The sequence below is a fragment of the Providencia hangzhouensis genome (assembly GCF_029193595.2).
GTDB lineage: Bacteria > Pseudomonadota > Gammaproteobacteria > Enterobacterales > Enterobacteriaceae > Providencia > Providencia hangzhouensis.
The window spans coordinates 3,512,855-3,529,537 of sequence record NZ_CP135052.1 but is presented as its reverse complement, the minus strand read 5'-3'; the positions used below and the strand labels follow the sequence as shown (position 1 = coordinate 3,529,537).

The window sequence follows — 16,683 nt, the reverse complement described above, 5'->3', positions numbered from 1 at the left end:
AACAAAGGATGCAATATTTATCCAAAAATATCGCTCATCTATTTTTATTACTGATAATTTTTTTCGGTGGTCAAGCAATAGCAGCGCAACCACTTTGGCAAGTTTTGCCTGAAACAGTAAATAAAAGTGAAAGAGACCCTAGGGAATATAAAGCCATCAAACTTAGTAATGATATGACGGTTTTATTGGTATCAGATGCCAAAGCAACAAAATCATTGGCTGCGGTATCGATACCTGTTGGTAGTATTGAAAACCCAAATAGCCAATTAGGGCTGGCTCATTATTTAGAGCATATGGTTTTAATGGGTTCCAAAAAGTACCCAGAGCCAAGTAGTTTCTCTGAATTTTTGCAAAAACACGGTGGTAGCCATAATGCAAGTACCGCTTCTCATCGTACTGCTTATTACTTTGAAGTTGAAAATGGTGCATTAAAAGAAGCGACGGATAGGCTTGCAGATGCATTAGCTGAGCCACTTTTAGACCCGATTAATGCAGACAGAGAACGTAATGCAGTTAATGCAGAACTTACAATGGCACGTTCTCGTGACGGGATGCGTATATGGCAAGTACGTTCTGAAACATTGAACCCATTACACCCGAACTCACGTTTTTCGGGGGGAAATTTAGAGACTCTGAAAGATAAACCTAATAGCAAACTACAAGATGAGCTTGTGGGTTTTTATAAGCAGTATTATTCTGCAAACCTAATGAATGCAGTGCTTTACGGCGACCAATCTATCGAATCATTAGCGAATATTGCACAGGAAACATTTGGGCGTATACCTAATTTTAACGCAAGTGTTCCCGCTGTTAATATCCCAGCAGTAACGGATAATGAAAAAGGCATTATTATTCATTATGTGCCAGCGCAACCGCAAAAAGCCATACAAATTGAATTCAGTATTAAAAATAATATGGCAGATTTTCGCAGTAAAAGTGACAACTATATTAGTTACTTAATTGGTAATAGAAGCCCCGGAACATTGGCTGATTGGTTAATATCGCAAGGGCTTGCTGAAGGTATCAGTGCCTCTGCCACTCCAAATTTAGATAGAAACTATGGTTCATTCTCTATTTATGTGACATTGACTGATAAAGGGTTACAAGAAAGAGACGAAATTATTGCAGCTATCTTTTCTTATCTTGAGTTAATTAAAAATGATGGGGTCAATAAAAGTTACTTTGATGAAATAGCAAAAGTTCTTAATTTATCATTCCGTTATGGTTCAATTGTCAGGGATATGAACTACATTGAATGGTTATCAGACCAAATGATTGATGTTCCTGTTAATCATGTTCTTGATTCAGATTACATTGCAGATAAGTATGACCCTGAAGCGATTAAACAGCGTTTATCAGAGCTCACTGCGCAAGAGGCGAGGATTTGGTTTATTAGTCCAAATGAACCGAATAACAAAAAAGCCTATTTTGTCGATGCACCGTATCAGGTCAATAAAATCACAGCAAAACAATTTAAAACCTGGGCAAGTTTAGAATCTAAAATGAATTTTAAATTGCCTGCTTTAAACCCTTATATTGCTGATAATTTATCACTAATTAAAACTGATAAGGCTTATAAACACCCCGAATTCATCTATCAAGATGGCAATACACGAGTGTTATATATGCCAAGTCAATATTTTGCAGATGAGCCAAAGGCGAGTATCACTTTATCATTACGTTCTAACCAAGGTGATAAAGATGCTAAGCAACAAGTAACGGGCTCTTTATTACAATATATCGCTTCATTGAAAATGGATGAACTGCAATATCAGGCATCTGTAGCTGGTATGTCTGTCTCTGTTTCTCAGGGAATTGGTCTGCAATTAAATGCCAGTGGTTACACCCAACATTTACCTGAACTCTTTTTATCCATGACGAAGCTATACCTGAATTTTGAGCCAACGGAACAAGAATTAGCTCAAGCAAAATCTTGGTATAAAGAGCAAATTGAAGTTGCTAATAATGCGAAAGCTTATGAACTAGCCATGCAGCCGCTTCAGCGTATTAATAGTGTACCTTATTTTGAGCAAGAACAGCGTTTAGCCGAGCTAGATAAAATTTCATTGCAAGACATCACTAATTACCGTGAAATGATAGTTAAGAGTGCAGCATTACAAGCGCTGGTCTTTGGTAATATGACTGAGTCGCAAAGCATTAAAACTATTAAAGATGCACAGCAATTATTAAAGAGCGAAGGTACCAATTGGTGGCGTGGTGATATTGTAGTTATCGACAAAAATTACCTAGCAGATTTTCATAAACAGGGGAATAGCTCAGATAATGCACTTGCTGAAATCTTTATTCCAGACGGTTATAGCCGCATTGATGGCGCAGTATTATCAGGTATTCTTTCTAAGGTAATTCAGCCTTGGTTTTATGACCAATTAAGAACCAATGAGCAACTGGGTTACGCAGTATTTGCTTTTAAAGCAGGGCTGGGGGATCAGTGGGGAATGGGCTTTTTAATTCAAAGTAATGCCAAAACACCGAGTTACTTGAATACTCGTTACCAACAATTCTATCTTCAAGCATTAGAGAAACTGAAAAAGCTGCCGATAGATGAATTTAATCAATATAAACAATCCATTATCACGGAGATGAATCAACCACCTCAAACGTTCTATGAGGAAGTAGGCCGTTATTCATCTGATTTTTCGAGAAATATTTTCAGTTTTGATACTCGTGAAAAAGTTATTGCAACTTTAGGGACAGCAACGAAAGAACAAGTCATTGAGTATTATGAAAATGCAGTTATAAAGCATAAGGGGTTAGCAGTTAGCTCCCAAGTTATAGGCCAAGGAGTTGATACTAAAGTGGGGTATGCTCATCTGAAAGATTGGGTGCTTTACCCAACAGCTTCTCAGTTGCAAAAGATTTTACCAATAAAGGAAGATGCTGAGTGAATAAAGTGCAGGTAGAGTCCCAATTACTGAATGTTTTTTCCTTACCTCTGCGTGGGCAGCGGTTAATTGAAGCATCTGCAGGAACGGGTAAAACATATACAATTGGTATACTTTATCTGCGGCTTTTATTAGGTCTGGGAGGCGTTAATGCGTTTCCTAGGCCGTTAAGTGTTGAAGAAATTTTAGTTGTAACATTTACTGAGGCTGCGACGAATGAGTTACGGGGACGTATTCGTCAACGTATTCATGATATGCGCTTAGTTTGCTTAAGAAATGGCGTTGGTTTCGAGTCGCAGCCTGAGTATCTTGAATTATTAGCTGAGCTTTCGGGGGAATCCCAAAGAAAATTCGCTGCGCAATGGTTGCAGGCAGCGGAAAGGCAAATGGATGAAGCCGCGATATATACTATCCATGGTTTTTGCCAAAGAATGCTAGTTCATAATGCATTTGAGTCGGGAGTATTGTTCGAACAAACAATGATTCAAGATGAATTTCCGATTCAAAAACAAGCTTGTGCAGACTTTTGGCGCCGCCATTTTTATCCTCTGAATTACTCCATGACGAAAGTCATTCAGTCACTGTGGACTAGTCCTGAAGCATTACTTTCGGAGATTAAACCTTTCTTGCAGGGTGACATTCCTTTAATTATTAACCAACCGAAACAAGTAGAAACTCTAGAAGAACGGCATCAGCGGCTAATCTTGTTAATTGAGTCAGTTAAAACGGCCTGGTTAGAAAACTCAGCGGATTTTGAGAAGCTTATCGCTGATTCAGATGTGGATAAACGAAGTTATAGTACTCGTTTTCTACCTACATGGCTGATAAAAATAGGCGAATGGGCTCAAGAAAAAACAGAAGATTATCAGCTTCCTAAAGATCTTGAACGTTTCTCACAAACGGTATTACATAAAAAATCAAAAAGTGGCTTAGGGCCAGAACATATTGTTTTCCAAAGTATAGATGAGCTACTTTCTCAATCATTAACTCTAAAAGATCTGGTTATTCCACTGGCCATTTCAGAGGTGAGGGGAGCGATTACTAATGAAAAACATAATCGTGGTGAAATGGGGTTTGATGATTTATTGACCCGTTTAGACGGTGCTCTTGCTCAAGAAAGTGGGAAATTTTTAGCTCAAGCTATTAGTCAACGCTTTCCTGTTGCGATGATAGATGAGTTTCAAGATACAGATGCACAGCAATACCGTATTTTTCAAAGAATTTATCGGGAAGTTAATGACAGCGCATTACTTTTCATCGGCGACCCTAAACAAGCTATATATGCTTTTCGGGGCGCAGATATTTTCACCTATATCGAAGCAAAAAATGAAGTTAGTGCTCACTACACATTAGAGACTAACTATCGTTCATCGCAAAATATGGTTGAAGCTATTAATCACTTATTTGGCCGCTGTCAGTCACCATTTATTTTTGAGCAAATTCCTTTTCAACCCGTTAATTTCGCTAAGCAAAATAGCGGTAAAAAACTTATTCATGATGGCGAAGTGGTCAAAGCACTTACATTTTGGCAAGTGGAAGCAGAAGGTGTCTCAGTTGCTGAATATGAACAAGCAACAGCTTCACAATGTGCAGCGCAAATCGCACAATATTTACAAGGCGGGTTTCAGGGTAGTAGCTATTTTGACAATAAAGGAGCACATACTCCTGTAGAAGCTTCTGATATTACTGTGTTGGTTCGTAGCCGACGTGAAGCTGTATTGATTCGTGATGCTTTAAATCGGTTAAATATCCCTTCTGTGTTTCAATCTAATCGGGAAAGTGTATTTTCAACACCGGAAGCGAGAGATTTACTGTGGTTACTACAGGCAGTTTTAACACCGGAAAAAGAACGTGTTTTGCGCAGTGCATTGGCGACAGGAATATTGGGTTTAACCGCTAAACAAATTGATGACCTAAACCATGATGAAAAATCGTGGGAAAAAATTGTAGATGAATTTGCTCGTTATGGCATGGTGTGGCAAAAACGAGGCGTGCTCCCCATGCTTAGAATGGTCATGGCGCAGAGGCAAATTGCAGAAACGTTGTTATCAGGTGCTGATGGAGAGCGTCGCTTAATGGATGTGATGCATATTGGTGAGCTGTTACAAGAAATGTCATTACAGCTTGAAGGTGAGCACACACTAACACGTTGGCTAGCGCAACAAATTGCCCATCCTGATCATCAATCTGACGTACAACAAATGCGTCTTGAAAGTGATAAACATTTGGTGCAGATCAGTACCATACATAAATCTAAGGGCCTTGAATATAAGATTGTTTGGTTGCCTTTTGCGAGCAATTTTCTACCCCAATCTAAAGGTTTATATCACGATAGAACGGATTATGCAGTACGGCTAGATTTAAACGATAGTGAAGAAAATGTTGCTCTAGCTGATGAAGAGCGTCTAGCAGAAGACCTACGCTTATTATATGTAGCACTCACAAGGGCTATCTATCACTGTAGTGTCGGTATTGCACCATTAATTAAAGGTAACAGAAAAAAAAGTGGTGAAACCGATTTACACTTATCTGCGCTGGGTTACGTCATCCAAAAAGGGCAAGCAGGAGATAGCCTACTATTGAACGACATGCTAGCTGAAATTAGCAATGACGTTATTGATGTTGCAGTGATTAATCAACCTAAGTCGGAACGCGTGCTATTAGAACAAAATGATAGCGTAAACTTATCGGCAAGAGCAGTGATTCGTCATTTTAATGACCACTGGCGTGTTACCAGCTATTCGGGGTTAAGTTATGGTTCAAGCCATACTGAAGCAGAAGAATCAGTTTCAGCATTGCAATTTGCTAATTCATTAGCCCCTAATATGGATATTGAGGCTAGTGTTGATGTGGAGCAACAGGAAGACGAGCCTCTTATCCTAACTCCTCATCAATTTCCTAAAGGTGCATCACCGGGAACATTTTTGCATAACTTGATGGAGGAGATTGATTTTAGTGGGCATATTTCTCAAGAATGGTTGTCTGAAAAACTTGAATCCTCAGGGTTTGACATACAGTGGGCACCGATGCTGCAAGAATGGCTGAATGCAATTGTACAGGCACCACTATCAGAAGACGGGTTATGTTTATCTGCATTACAGGCTCAAGACCAATTGGATGAAATGCAGTTTTATCTCCCTATTGATTCCCTATTGAGTGCCAGTCATTTAGATAAGATAACGCACCAATATGACCCATTATCACAACGTTGTCCTCCGCTAAATTTTGAGAGAGTTCAAGGTATTTTAAAGGGGTTTATTGACCTCACCTTTTACTGGAAAGGCAAATTTTATCTTCTTGATTATAAATCAAATTATTTAGGGAAAGATGCCAGTTTTTATACCCAAGAAGCCATGGCTGAAGCGATGATAGACCACCGCTATGATTTGCAATATCAACTATATTCGTTAGCGTTACATCGTTACCTCAAGCAAAGAATGCCTAATTATGATTATGAAACTCATTTTGGTGGCGTTTATTATTTATTTTTACGAGGCATAGATAATATTCACTCAAGTAACGGCATTTTCTTTTATCGCCCTATAGAGCCTTTTATTGAAGCGTTAGATAGCTTATTTAAAAATGTTCAGCAAGGGGAAGCAACTTAATGAAATCCCTATTTAATCAAGCTATTGAGAAGCATATCTTTACACCTCTAGATGTGCAATTTGCTTACAGCATTTCTGATGATAAGTATCCTATAGTACTTATGATTGCAGCACTCCTTAGCGCAGAAACTATGGCTGGGCACGTTTGCCTAGCACTGGCGGATGTTGACCCCGACAAATTGTTTGCGGGAAGGCACCCAGAGTTAGCAACTGCGTTTTGGCAAAAAATGGGAGAGCCGAGTGAGCAAGAGCTCTATCAAACGCTCAGACAAGCAAATGCAGTGTCATTATCAACAGAAAACAAAATCTCTCCTTTGGTGCTTTCAGGGGAATACTTATATTTTCAACGGATGTGGCAATATGAGCAGTATGTTGCGAAATTTTTCTCTAATACATTAATAGATAAGCAAAATAATGTTCAAATTAAGAATGTACTAGACAGCTTATTTCCCATTACTGATGATATAGATTGGCAAAAAGTTGCAGCAGCAGTTGCTGTAACGAGTAAGGTGTCAATTATATCAGGGGGGCCAGGAACAGGAAAAACCACAACAGTTGCACGTATCCTTGCTGCATTAATTAAACTTGAAACTAAGTATCACCATAAAATTAGAATAGAGTTGGCGGCTCCAACCGGTAAGGCTGCAGCTAGGTTGACGGAGTCCCTCGGAGAGGCGATGAAAAAAATGCCTTTAACCGATGAAGAACGTGCTGTTTTGCCTAATCATGCAAAAACATTGCACCGTTTACTAGGGGCTCAACCTGAGAGCCAGCAGTTTCGCTATAACCGAGATAATCGTTTATCTCTTGATGTATTGATTATTGATGAAGCCTCAATGGTAGATTTACCCATGATGAGCAAATTACTTGAGTCATTACCTGAAAATGCAAAGTTAATATTTCTAGGTGATAAAGACCAATTAGCCTCAGTCGAGGCAGGGGCAGTATTAGGGGATATCTGTCAGTTTGCTGATAACGGTTATAGTGCAGAAAGAGCGTCCCAACTTTCGGAGTTAACAGGGCATTCAGTTGAATCTTATGCATCACCAAGCGGCCCAATTATTCGTGATAGCCTATGTCTGCTACGTAAAAGCTACCGTTTTTCGGCAGATTCAGGGATTGGCCAACTCGCTTTTGCTGTAAATGAAGGTAATGTTTCTAGAGTTCAACAGTTACTAAATCAGCAGCGGCCAGATGTACATAGTTATATTCAAGAAACCGCAGATGATTACGCGAAAATTTTATTAGATGCCGCTGAAAATTATAAGGAATATCTACTAGCGGTTAAAAATAAAGAAGATCCTGAGCAAGTTTTGAAAAAATTTAACCAATATCGGGTACTAACAGCTCTGCGAGAAGGCCCTTTTGGCGTCATTGGCCTTAACGATAAATTGGAAAAATTATTTCATAGGCAAGGGATAATAAACCGTCCATATAATTTATTGAATAAACACTATGCAGGCCGGCCAATTATGATTAGCCGTAATGACAGCCCATTAGGACTCTTTAATGGGGATATAGGCATCATTTTACCGGATGAAGAAAATACACTGAGAGCCTATTTTCAATTTCCAGATGGGACTATTCGTGGGGTACAACCTAACCGACTTCCACAACATGAAACAGCTTATGCAATGACCGTTCATAAATCACAAGGTTCGGAGTTTGCTCATACCGCATTAGTTTTACCAAATGTATATTCTCCCGTAATGACCCGTGAGCTTGTGTATACGGCGATAACTCGAGCTAAAAAAGAGCTATCTCTTTATGGCAGCCCAAAGGTATTACGTCGAGCAGTTGAAACACCAACCAAGCGGCGAAGTGGTTTAGCGACCCAATTAATGTGACTAGTTTATATGTAAGTTACGTGAATATTTAACCCAAAAGTAAAGGTAATGAGATGGATAACCAGCAAGCAATGACGGCAATTACAGTAACATTAAATGCAAGACTTGAACCGATTAGGCGTGGTGATTTAGAAGATGCATTTAATGAAGTCATGAAAAGCATGGGTAAAAATATCCATGTTACAGGTGGTGGAACATTATTAAGTGATAATGGCGAAGCGCAAGAATGCGATATAGAAATAGCACTTGAAGAAGCTAGTGACGAAAATATCAGTTTAATTATTCAACTTTTTTCTTCAATGTTAGCTCCAAAGGGCTCTCGTTTATTCATTCATGGCGAAGATGTTCGAATCGATTTTGGCTCAGATGAAGGTATGGCTATTTATTTCAACGGGACAGAGCTCGCTGATGACGTTTATGAAAATGGGGATATCAATGAAGTATTCGATACTCTAGATGAAGCAGTGGAAGATATTGGGAGTATTCATGGGGTCTGGGATGGCCCGACAGAAACGGCATTTTATTTTTATGGTACTTCTTTCGCTGAGATGAAAGCTGCAATACAACCGCATTTAGACTCCATTCCTTTGTGTGAGAAAGCAAGGGTTATTCAGATAGCTTAGTGGCTATTCATTTGTGTTAAAGCCATAGCCCAAACTATGCATCCTTGTATAGTTTGGGGTTAAAGTAATTGACTAAATAGCAATCATTTTGAATATTCTAATATTTACTTATCAGCTTGGTTTTTTAAATCTAAAATCAATATCTTAGAGCGGCGCTGGTAGTTATATAAAGCCTGTTTTTTCATTGGTAACATCTCAATCTCCGCGGGGGTAAAACCACGCTCTTGAAACCAATGGATGCTACGAGTTGTTAGTACAAATAGCTTGTCTAAACCAAATTGTTTTGCTTGTACGGCAATACGGTGCAGTAACTCCTCTCCCCTAGATGAACTACGGTAATCAGGATGAACAGCGACACATGCCATTTCACCTAATTTTTCTTCTGGGTAAGGGTAAAGCGCCGCGCAAGCGATGACTAAGTTATCACGTTCAATAATGGTAAATTTATCAATTTCCATTTCTAATTGCTCACGTGAACGTCTAACTAAAATCCCTTGCTGCTCTAATGGGCGAATAAGTTCTAATATTCCACCTATATCATTAATGTTTGCACGGCGGATTTGTTCCGCGCTTTCCATGACTATTTGGGTACCAATACCATCGCGAGAGAATAATTCTTGAATTAAAGAACCATTTTCTTGGTAGCTCAATAGGTGGCTACGGCGGACACCCCGGCGACAAGCTTTTGCGGCTCCACGTAGAAAACGCACGGTTCCTGAGTAGTAATCGCCCTCAGATTCCAGCTCTTGAATACGGTTTTCTGCTTCATTTGGGAATAATTCAGACAAAATATTGCCTTCTTTATCTACTACACCTTGTGAGGAGCAAAAACCGATCAGTTTTTCCGCTTTCATTTTTACTGCTAATTGAGTTGCAATTTCTTCAGAGGTCAGATTAAAACTTTCTCCTGTGACAGAGACTGCAACCGGCCCAATCAACACAATGGAACCATTATCTAACTGATTATTAATGGCTTCTTCATTAATACGGCGGATTCTTCCGCTGTGGCAATAATCAATGCCATCATCAACCCCTAGAGGTTGAGCAATAACGAAATTACCACTAACCACATTAATATGTGCGCCTTGAAGCGGGGTATTACCTAAGCTCATAGATAACCGAGCCGTGATATCTAATTGTAAAGCTCCAGAAGCTTGTTTTACATATTCAAGTGTATTCGCATCTGTTACACGAGTATGTTTATGATAAACCGCATCATATTTGTGTTCAGCTAAGATATCCTCAATTTGAGGCCTAGCACCATAAACGACAATAATTCGGATGCCTAAACTATGCAATAATCCTATGTCATTGACAATGCTAGGAAAATTTTCATGCGCAATCGCTTCACCACCAAGCATAATAATGAATGTTTTGCCGCGGTGGGCGTTTATATAAGGGACCGAATGGCGAAACTCATCAACCAACTCGGTGCTGCGCTCTTTCATAACAACCCTCTTAATTGAATTTTTATTCGTTAATAATGTATTTTTATTCTTTTTGTTGGGAAATATCAAGTAAAAGATGGGATAAAAAAAGTAACATTTTTATTTTTATCGTTTACATATCTCTAAATTTAACTAGATATACTCTACGAAAATTAAATTGCATAAAATTGACACAGAAAGTCACTCACAAATATTTTCTCTCGGTATGATTAGGTTATACTCATTAATGTAACTCTATAGATGCTTTGATATATTCTTAATGACAGAGTGCAAATGATTAGTTAGAGTGCGTATTTCAAGTCTAATTATTAGCAATTATCCTAAAATCACTTTATTTTTCAGTTCTAGGTTCGGAATTATTGATGAGTCACCAAGATCACAACCCATCGAAGCGTCGTTTTATTCAGGGCGCAGCTGCAGTTATGTTACTGAGCATTAGCCCATTCGGTTTTTCTGCGAGTAGCAGCGTGGTGGCTGTGCGCATTTGGCCTGCATCCAGCTATACCCGGGTAACATTGGAATCTAGTACTCCATTGAAGTACCGCCAGTTTGTGCTTAATAACCCTGAGCGTATTGTGGTCGATCTTGAAGGGGTGCAGTTAAATAATGTATTAAAGGATATGGGAACCCAAATTCAAACACGTGATCCTTACCTTAAACTGGTTAGAGTTGGGCAATTTGATCCGAAAACGGTTCGCTTGGTATTTGAAGTTAAAAATAAAGTTAGTCCTCAATTCTTCTCGATGGCCCCTGTTGCGGAATTTAAGCACCGCTTAGTTCTTGATTTTTATCCAGGTAAAGGTGTTGACACCAATGATGATCCTCTATTGGCATTACTTGAGGATTATAATAAAGGTGATCTTGAGGAAAGCATGCCTGCTCAAGCGAAGAAGCCTGGAAAAGCAGGAACGGATCGCCCCATTATTATTATGATCGACCCAGGGCATGGTGGTGAAGACCCTGGTGCGATAGGCAAATATAAGACACGTGAAAAAGATGTGGTTTTACAGATCGCACGGCGCTTAAAAGCTTTGATAGATAAAGACCCTAAAATGCGTTCCTATATGACTCGTAATGAAGATGTCTTTATTCCGTTAAAAGTCCGAGTGGCGAAAGCACGTAAAATGCAGGCTGATTTATTCGTTTCAATTCATGCAGATGCATTTACTAACCGTTCAGCCCGCGGTTCTTCTGTTTTTGCGCTATCAACGAAAGGTGCGACCAGTAATACGGCTCGCTACCTAGCACAAACACAAAACGAAGCGGACTTAGTGGGCGGTGTGAGTAAAAGTGGAGATGTGTATCTCGACCATACGATGTTTGATCTCGTGCAAACAGCGACGATTAACGACAGTTTGAAATTTGGTGATGAAGTACTAAAACGGATGGGAAAAGTTAACAAGTTGCATAAAAATAGAGTTGACCAAGCCGGGTTCGCGGTGTTGAAGGCTCCAGAGATCCCATCAATTCTCGTTGAAACGGCTTTTATTAGTAATTTAGAAGAAGAGCGGAAATTGAAAACAGCTAAATTCCAACAACAAATGGCAGAATCCATTTTTGAAGGGGTAAAAGCTTATTTCCGTAATGGCGGTGCATTAGCAATTCGCAACTAATTAATTTAAATCAGATTAAAATAAAGAAAGGTGATAAACGTGTGTGAGTCGCCTTTTTTTGTTTTTATCGATGGGTAAAATAGAATTTATTATAGTGGTACTAAAAAGGTAATTGAATTAGAAAGGGCATTTGAAAGAATTGGTTGCGGGGGCTGGATTTGAACCAACGACCTTCGGGTTATGAGCCCGACGAGCTACCATGCTGCTCCACCCCGCGACTGAAGAGGTAAAAAATTGGTTGCGGGAGCTGGATTTGAACCAACGACCTTCGGGTTATGAGCCCGACGAGCTACCAAGCTGCTCCATCCCGCGACTGAATTTTTACGACTTTATACTGCAGATTTTTTGTTACTTTACTGATTTAATCAGTAATTGGTTGCGGGGGCTGGATTTGAACCAACGACCTTCGGGTTATGAGCCCGACGAGCTACCAAGCTGCTCCACCCCGCGTCCGATGCGGGCACTATACTCGGGATGAGATCTGATGCAAGTTTTTTCGTGTTTTTTTTTCAAAATTTAGCATTTACAGAACAAAATCTGTTCTGTCTGGCTGTTTTTTGCTCTTTAGTGAGTAGAGAGAGGAAAATAACCTAACTAAATATATTTACACGTTTCATTCCCTAATTGGGTTTGCTATTGTGCGCTTCATATTGGATTGTTGGATTTATTTGGGTGGTAGAGCATGAATATAGGGCTAACAAAAATCGTCAATAAACAAATAGTAAAAAAATGGTTAGTAACCAGCGTATTTCTTTCCTTATTAGCTGGATGCCAAACCCATCCAACGGATAAAGGCCAACAATATAAAGATGGTCGCTTAGTGCAAGATTTACAGAAAGTAAATCAAGTGAATGTACAGGGGCGACCAATAAATGCGCCAGATTTTAATCAACAAGTTAATGAAATTAAAAATGCATCACCGCGATTGTTTAAAAATAACAACGATACCTATCATGCTATAGAAAACTGGTTGATGGCGGGGGGGAACCCGGCTCAATTGGCAAATTTCAATTTAACCGCTTTCCAAATGGAAGGCGCTGATAATTATGGAAACGTACAATTTACAGGGTATTACACACCTGTGATCGAGGCGCGCCGTATGGCTCAAGGTGAATTTCTTTATCCGTTGTACGGTATGCCGCCAAAAGGAAAAACACGCTTACCTAGCCGAGCGGCGATTTATAATGGTGCCCTGAGTGATCATTTAATTTTAGCTTATAGTAATTCGCCGGTTGAAAATTTTATGATGGAAGTTCAGGGAAGTGGTTATGTTGATTTTGGGGATGGCAGCCCACTGAATTTCTTTGGTTATGCAGGTAAAAATGGTCACGCCTATAAAAGTATCGGAAAAGTGCTGGTAGACCGCGGTGAAGTTCCTCTGAGCCAAATGTCATTACAAGCTATCCATGATTGGACGAATCAGCATAGCGAGCAAGAAGTTCGCCAGCTATTAGAAGAAAATCCGTCATTTGTATTTTTTAAACCGCAATCATTTGTCCCTGTTAGAGGCGCAAGTGCGGTTCCTTTAATTGCTAAAGCATCTGTTGCATCAGATAAAACTCTCATTCCACCGGGAACAGCCTTACTCGCGGAGATCCCTGTGTTAGATAATAATGGGAAATTTACGGGGCAGTACGAAATGCGTATGATGGTAGCCTTGGATGTTGGTGGTGCGATTAAAGGGCATCATTTTGATATTTACCACGGTATAGGCCATGAAGCCGGAAAAATGGCCGGTTTTTATAACCATTACGGGCGAGTTTGGGTGCTGAAAAAAAGCCAGCCGCTATTTGGTTCAATGTAGTTACAGTTTTAACTGAGGTTGTTCGTTATTATGCAAGCTAAGCTTTCTGATGCTTGGATGCAGCGTTTTGCTGGGATCGGGCGTTTATATGGGCAACATGCTCTTCATCTTTTTGCACGTTCCCACATTTGTGTCATTGGCATTGGTGGGGTAGGCGTGTGGGCCGCGGAGGCGCTTGCTCGTTCAGGTATTGGGCATATCACATTAATTGATATGGATGATATTTGTGTGACTAATACCAATCGCCAATTACATGCCATCAAGTCGACAGTTGGGCAACCAAAAGTTGATGTGATGAAAAATCGTATTTTAGAAATTAACCCCGAATGTGTAGTGAATGTTATTGATGATTTTATTACTGTTGATAATGTCGCTCACTACCTTAGCACGGGGTTTGATTATGTCATTGATGCCATTGATAGTGTAAGGCCTAAAGCTGCGTTGTTAGCGTATTGTAGACGCTTTAAAATACCCATTATCACCACAGGTGGGGCTGGTGGACAAATCGACCCAACACAGATTCAAGTGACAGACCTAGCTAAAACGGTTCAAGACCCTTTAGCCGCTAAGTTGCGGGAACGCTTAAAATCCGATTTTAACGTTGTTAAAAATGGCAAAGGAAAGCTCGGGATTGACTGTGTTTTTTCTACTGAACAGCTTGTTTATCCGCAAAGTGATGGCACTGTGTGTGCGGCAAAAAGCACTGCGGATGGCTCTAAGCGTATGGACTGCGCTTCAGGCTTTGGTGCGGTGACTATGGTTACAGCCAGTTTTGGGTTTATTGCTGTCTCACATGCACTTAAAAAGATGATAGCAAAATCACAACGGGAAATGGAACAGCAGTAAAGTGAATGAGGCTATTGCGATAGATAGCCTCATTCAATGAATTACGCAGGTGTCATTTCATTGGCAATATTTTGAATTGCCGTAATGAGCGATTGAATACCATTTTGGCGGGATTCGCTGAGCTGGCTAGGTAAGCCGGTTTGAGCTAATAAGCTATTAAAATCAATTTCCATGATTTCTTTCGCTGTTTTTTGCTCTATTGCCGCTAACAAAATGGTAAATAACCCTTTCACCACTCGGCCTTCACTATCCCCATAAAAATGAAATGTTTCATCATCATTGAGAAGTGCTCCAATCCAAACTCGGTTTTCACAGCCTTTAACCTCTTGAGTTTGCAGCTTTTCATCATCAGACAGCGCCGGCAATTTTCTCGCAAATTGAATTAATAAACGGTATTTATCTTCCCATGCTTTATGTGTGGAAAACTGTTCAACTATTTCTTGAATTTTAATCTCTGTACCGAATGGGTGCGGAGCAAGTTCATGGTTAGTCGAAGTCATTAGGCTTCCTTTATTGATTTATTCATTGAGTATAGAAAGTGAAACGGTGACTGCATCGATAAATTTATCGACGTCTTCCCGGTTGTTGTACGGCATCATTGAGATACGCAAGCAGCCACTGATATTTAATGCATCCATTAATGGTTGGGTGCAATGTTGACCATAGCGTAATGCAATATTTTGTTCGGTCAAGAGGGCACCCAGATCACTATGGTGAATATCTTTGAAGTTAAATGATAGCAAAGGAGAATCAGGCACACTATAGCGAATAAAGCCGGGAAGTGCCGACAGTTTTTTAGTAGCATATTCGATTAGTGAGCAAGTATATGTTTCTGCTAGTGTTAAATTTATTCCTTCCAGCCACTCTAGGGTAGCAGAAAAGGCAATTACCCCTGCAATATTCGGTGTTCCTGCTTCGAATCGTTGTGGAATAGGTGCAAGAGTGAAATCGTCAAATGTGACGTGGGTCAACATTTTCCCTCCACCATGCCAAGGGGTCATTTGCTCTAAAAGTTCTGTTTTGGCGTAGCAAACTCCAAGCCCAGTTGGCCCATATAACTTATGTGCTGAAAATGCATAGAAATCAATATTCAGCTCACTGACATTAATCGGGCTATGAACGACACCTTGTGCGCCATCAACAACGACTAAAGCTCCTACTTGGTGAGCGAGCTGAGTCACCGTTTGTATATCGGGTTGATAGCCAGTTACATTGGACATTTGAGTGATAGCGATGACTTTCGTTTTTTCAGATAATTTAGATTGGAGTACATCAAGACTCAATGTCAGGTTCTTTTCAACCGGCCATTTTATAATTTTTGCGCCAGTTTGCTGTGAAAGCATAATCCAAGGTAATAAATTTGAATGATGTTCTATTTCACTGACAATAATTTCATCGTCAGGTTTTAATGTTGAGCGAAAATAACCTTGTGTAATTAAATTAATTGACTCAGTTGTTCCGCGTGTCCAAATAATATTTTTTTCACTGGAAGCATGAATATATTTTGCAGCACGGATTCGCCCCTGCTCATAATCACGTGTTAATTTCAATGATTCAGATGACTGCCCTCGATATACCGAACTGCCAGACAAGCGATAATAGTCATTAGATGCATTGATCATGGCGATAGGCTTTAATGCTGTTGCCGCACTATCAAAAAATAGTGTTGATGAGTCTATCGCTGGGAAGGTGAGGCGAAATGTGGTGGCGCTAAAATGATCCATGAGTATTTTCTTTTTAGTCAAAATTTCAATGTGTTTTGATTTTACTGAGTGCGGTATTAGTTGATTGTACATTTATTAGTACATTTATAGTTACTTTCTGATTAATTTAAACTTATCATTTTTTAATCTAGCCATTGAAATATTTTGTTACGTTTGGTATTAATTGTTAGCAATTCTTCTAGATGTGGTTTCAAGATGATTCAGTGTTTTGCGTTGCAATGCAATGCCTTTTGTTTATAAATTTATTTTTTTAAGTACTTAGTAAAT

At 39.6% G+C, this 16,683-nt stretch carries 10 protein-coding genes and 3 tRNA genes; 7 read left to right on the top strand and 6 right to left on the bottom strand.

The features are described from left to right. The first annotated feature begins 8 nt into the window (after positions 1–8). Genes ptrA through PZ638_RS16040 form a run of 4 tightly spaced genes read left to right on the top strand, consistent with a single transcriptional unit; the run spans position 9 to position 8,981 of the window. Positions 9–2,906, top strand: a complete 2,898-nt coding sequence (ptrA, locus tag PZ638_RS16055) for a pitrilysin (protein WP_272674635.1) — start codon at positions 9–11, stop codon at positions 2,904–2,906. Beyond that, complete coding sequence (recB, locus tag PZ638_RS16050; RefSeq protein ID WP_275612185.1) at positions 2,903–6,511, top strand: exodeoxyribonuclease V subunit beta; 3,609 nt, start codon at positions 2,903–2,905, stop codon at positions 6,509–6,511. The genes ptrA and recB overlap by 4 nt, the downstream gene beginning before the upstream one ends. Next, complete coding sequence (gene recD, locus PZ638_RS16045) at positions 6,511–8,358, top strand: exodeoxyribonuclease V subunit alpha (RefSeq protein WP_206277731.1); 1,848 nt, start codon at positions 6,511–6,513, stop codon at positions 8,356–8,358. Before recB ends, recD begins: the two co-directional genes overlap by 1 nt. Positions 8,359–8,411: 53 nt before the next feature. Further along, entirely contained in the window at positions 8,412–8,981 is a 570-nt protein-coding gene (locus tag PZ638_RS16040) for a hypothetical protein (RefSeq protein ID WP_094961122.1), read from the top strand. 104 nt (positions 8,982–9,085) lie between these two features. Here the strand turns inward: PZ638_RS16040 and argA are convergent, their stop codons facing one another. Next, complete coding sequence (gene argA, locus PZ638_RS16035; RefSeq protein WP_036957996.1) at positions 9,086–10,429, bottom strand: amino-acid N-acetyltransferase; 1,344 nt, start codon at positions 10,427–10,429, stop codon at positions 9,086–9,088. 362 nt (positions 10,430–10,791) lie between these two features. Here argA and amiC point away from each other — a divergent pair, with 362 nt between their 5' ends. Next, complete coding sequence (amiC, locus tag PZ638_RS16030) at positions 10,792–12,042, top strand: N-acetylmuramoyl-L-alanine amidase AmiC (protein WP_004257585.1); 1,251 nt, start codon at positions 10,792–10,794, stop codon at positions 12,040–12,042. A 140-nt stretch (positions 12,043–12,182) separates the two neighbouring features. Here amiC and PZ638_RS16025 read toward each other — a convergent pair. From PZ638_RS16025 to PZ638_RS16015, 3 genes are all read right to left on the bottom strand, one after another. Then, a tRNA-Met gene (locus PZ638_RS16025) sits at positions 12,183–12,259 on the bottom strand. 18 nt (positions 12,260–12,277) lie between these two features. Further along, a tRNA-Met gene (locus tag PZ638_RS16020) sits at positions 12,278–12,354 on the bottom strand. 61 nt (positions 12,355–12,415) lie between these two features. After that, a tRNA-Met gene (locus PZ638_RS16015) sits at positions 12,416–12,492 on the bottom strand. A gap of 232 nt (positions 12,493–12,724) precedes the next feature. Here PZ638_RS16015 and mltA point away from each other — a divergent pair. Further along, positions 12,725–13,846 carry a murein transglycosylase A gene (gene mltA, locus PZ638_RS16010; RefSeq protein WP_094961124.1) on the top strand — a complete coding sequence of 374 codons (1,122 nt, stop codon included), beginning with the start codon at positions 12,725–12,727 and terminating at the stop codon, positions 13,844–13,846. 30 nt (positions 13,847–13,876) lie between these two features. Beyond that, complete coding sequence (gene tcdA / locus PZ638_RS16005) at positions 13,877–14,692, top strand: tRNA cyclic N6-threonylcarbamoyladenosine(37) synthase TcdA (RefSeq protein ID WP_004257579.1); 816 nt, start codon at positions 13,877–13,879, stop codon at positions 14,690–14,692. A gap of 41 nt (positions 14,693–14,733) precedes the next feature. Here tcdA and csdE read toward each other — a convergent pair whose 3' ends face one another. Both csdE and csdA read right to left on the bottom strand, forming a co-directional pair. After that, positions 14,734–15,192 (bottom strand): cysteine desulfurase sulfur acceptor subunit CsdE, encoded by a 459-nt coding sequence (gene csdE / locus PZ638_RS16000; RefSeq protein ID WP_094961126.1) that lies wholly within the window; start codon positions 15,190–15,192, stop codon positions 14,734–14,736. 18 nt (positions 15,193–15,210) lie between these two features. Beyond that, entirely contained in the window at positions 15,211–16,416 is a 1,206-nt protein-coding gene (gene csdA, locus PZ638_RS15995; RefSeq protein WP_036957995.1) for a cysteine desulfurase CsdA, read from the bottom strand. Between the last annotated feature and the right edge of the window lie 267 nt (positions 16,417–16,683).

Coding starts and splice junctions, on each gene's coding strand:
- ptrA (WP_272674635.1), top strand. CDS start 9: ATGCAATATTTATCCAAAAATATCGCTCATCTATTTTTATTACTGATA.
- recD (WP_206277731.1), top strand. CDS start 6,511: ATGAAATCCCTATTTAATCAAGCTATTGAGAAGCATATCTTTACACCT.
- PZ638_RS16040 (WP_094961122.1), top strand. CDS start 8,412: ATGGATAACCAGCAAGCAATGACGGCAATTACAGTAACATTAAATGCA.
- argA (WP_036957996.1), bottom strand. CDS start 10,429: ATGAAAGAGCGCAGCACCGAGTTGGTTGATGAGTTTCGCCATTCGGTC.
- amiC (WP_004257585.1), top strand. CDS start 10,792: ATGAGTCACCAAGATCACAACCCATCGAAGCGTCGTTTTATTCAGGGC.
- mltA (WP_094961124.1), top strand. CDS start 12,725: ATGAATATAGGGCTAACAAAAATCGTCAATAAACAAATAGTAAAAAAA.
- tcdA (WP_004257579.1), top strand. CDS start 13,877: ATGCAAGCTAAGCTTTCTGATGCTTGGATGCAGCGTTTTGCTGGGATC.
- csdE (WP_094961126.1), bottom strand. CDS start 15,192: ATGACTTCGACTAACCATGAACTTGCTCCGCACCCATTCGGTACAGAG.
- csdA (WP_036957995.1), bottom strand. CDS start 16,416: ATGGATCATTTTAGCGCCACCACATTTCGCCTCACCTTCCCAGCGATA.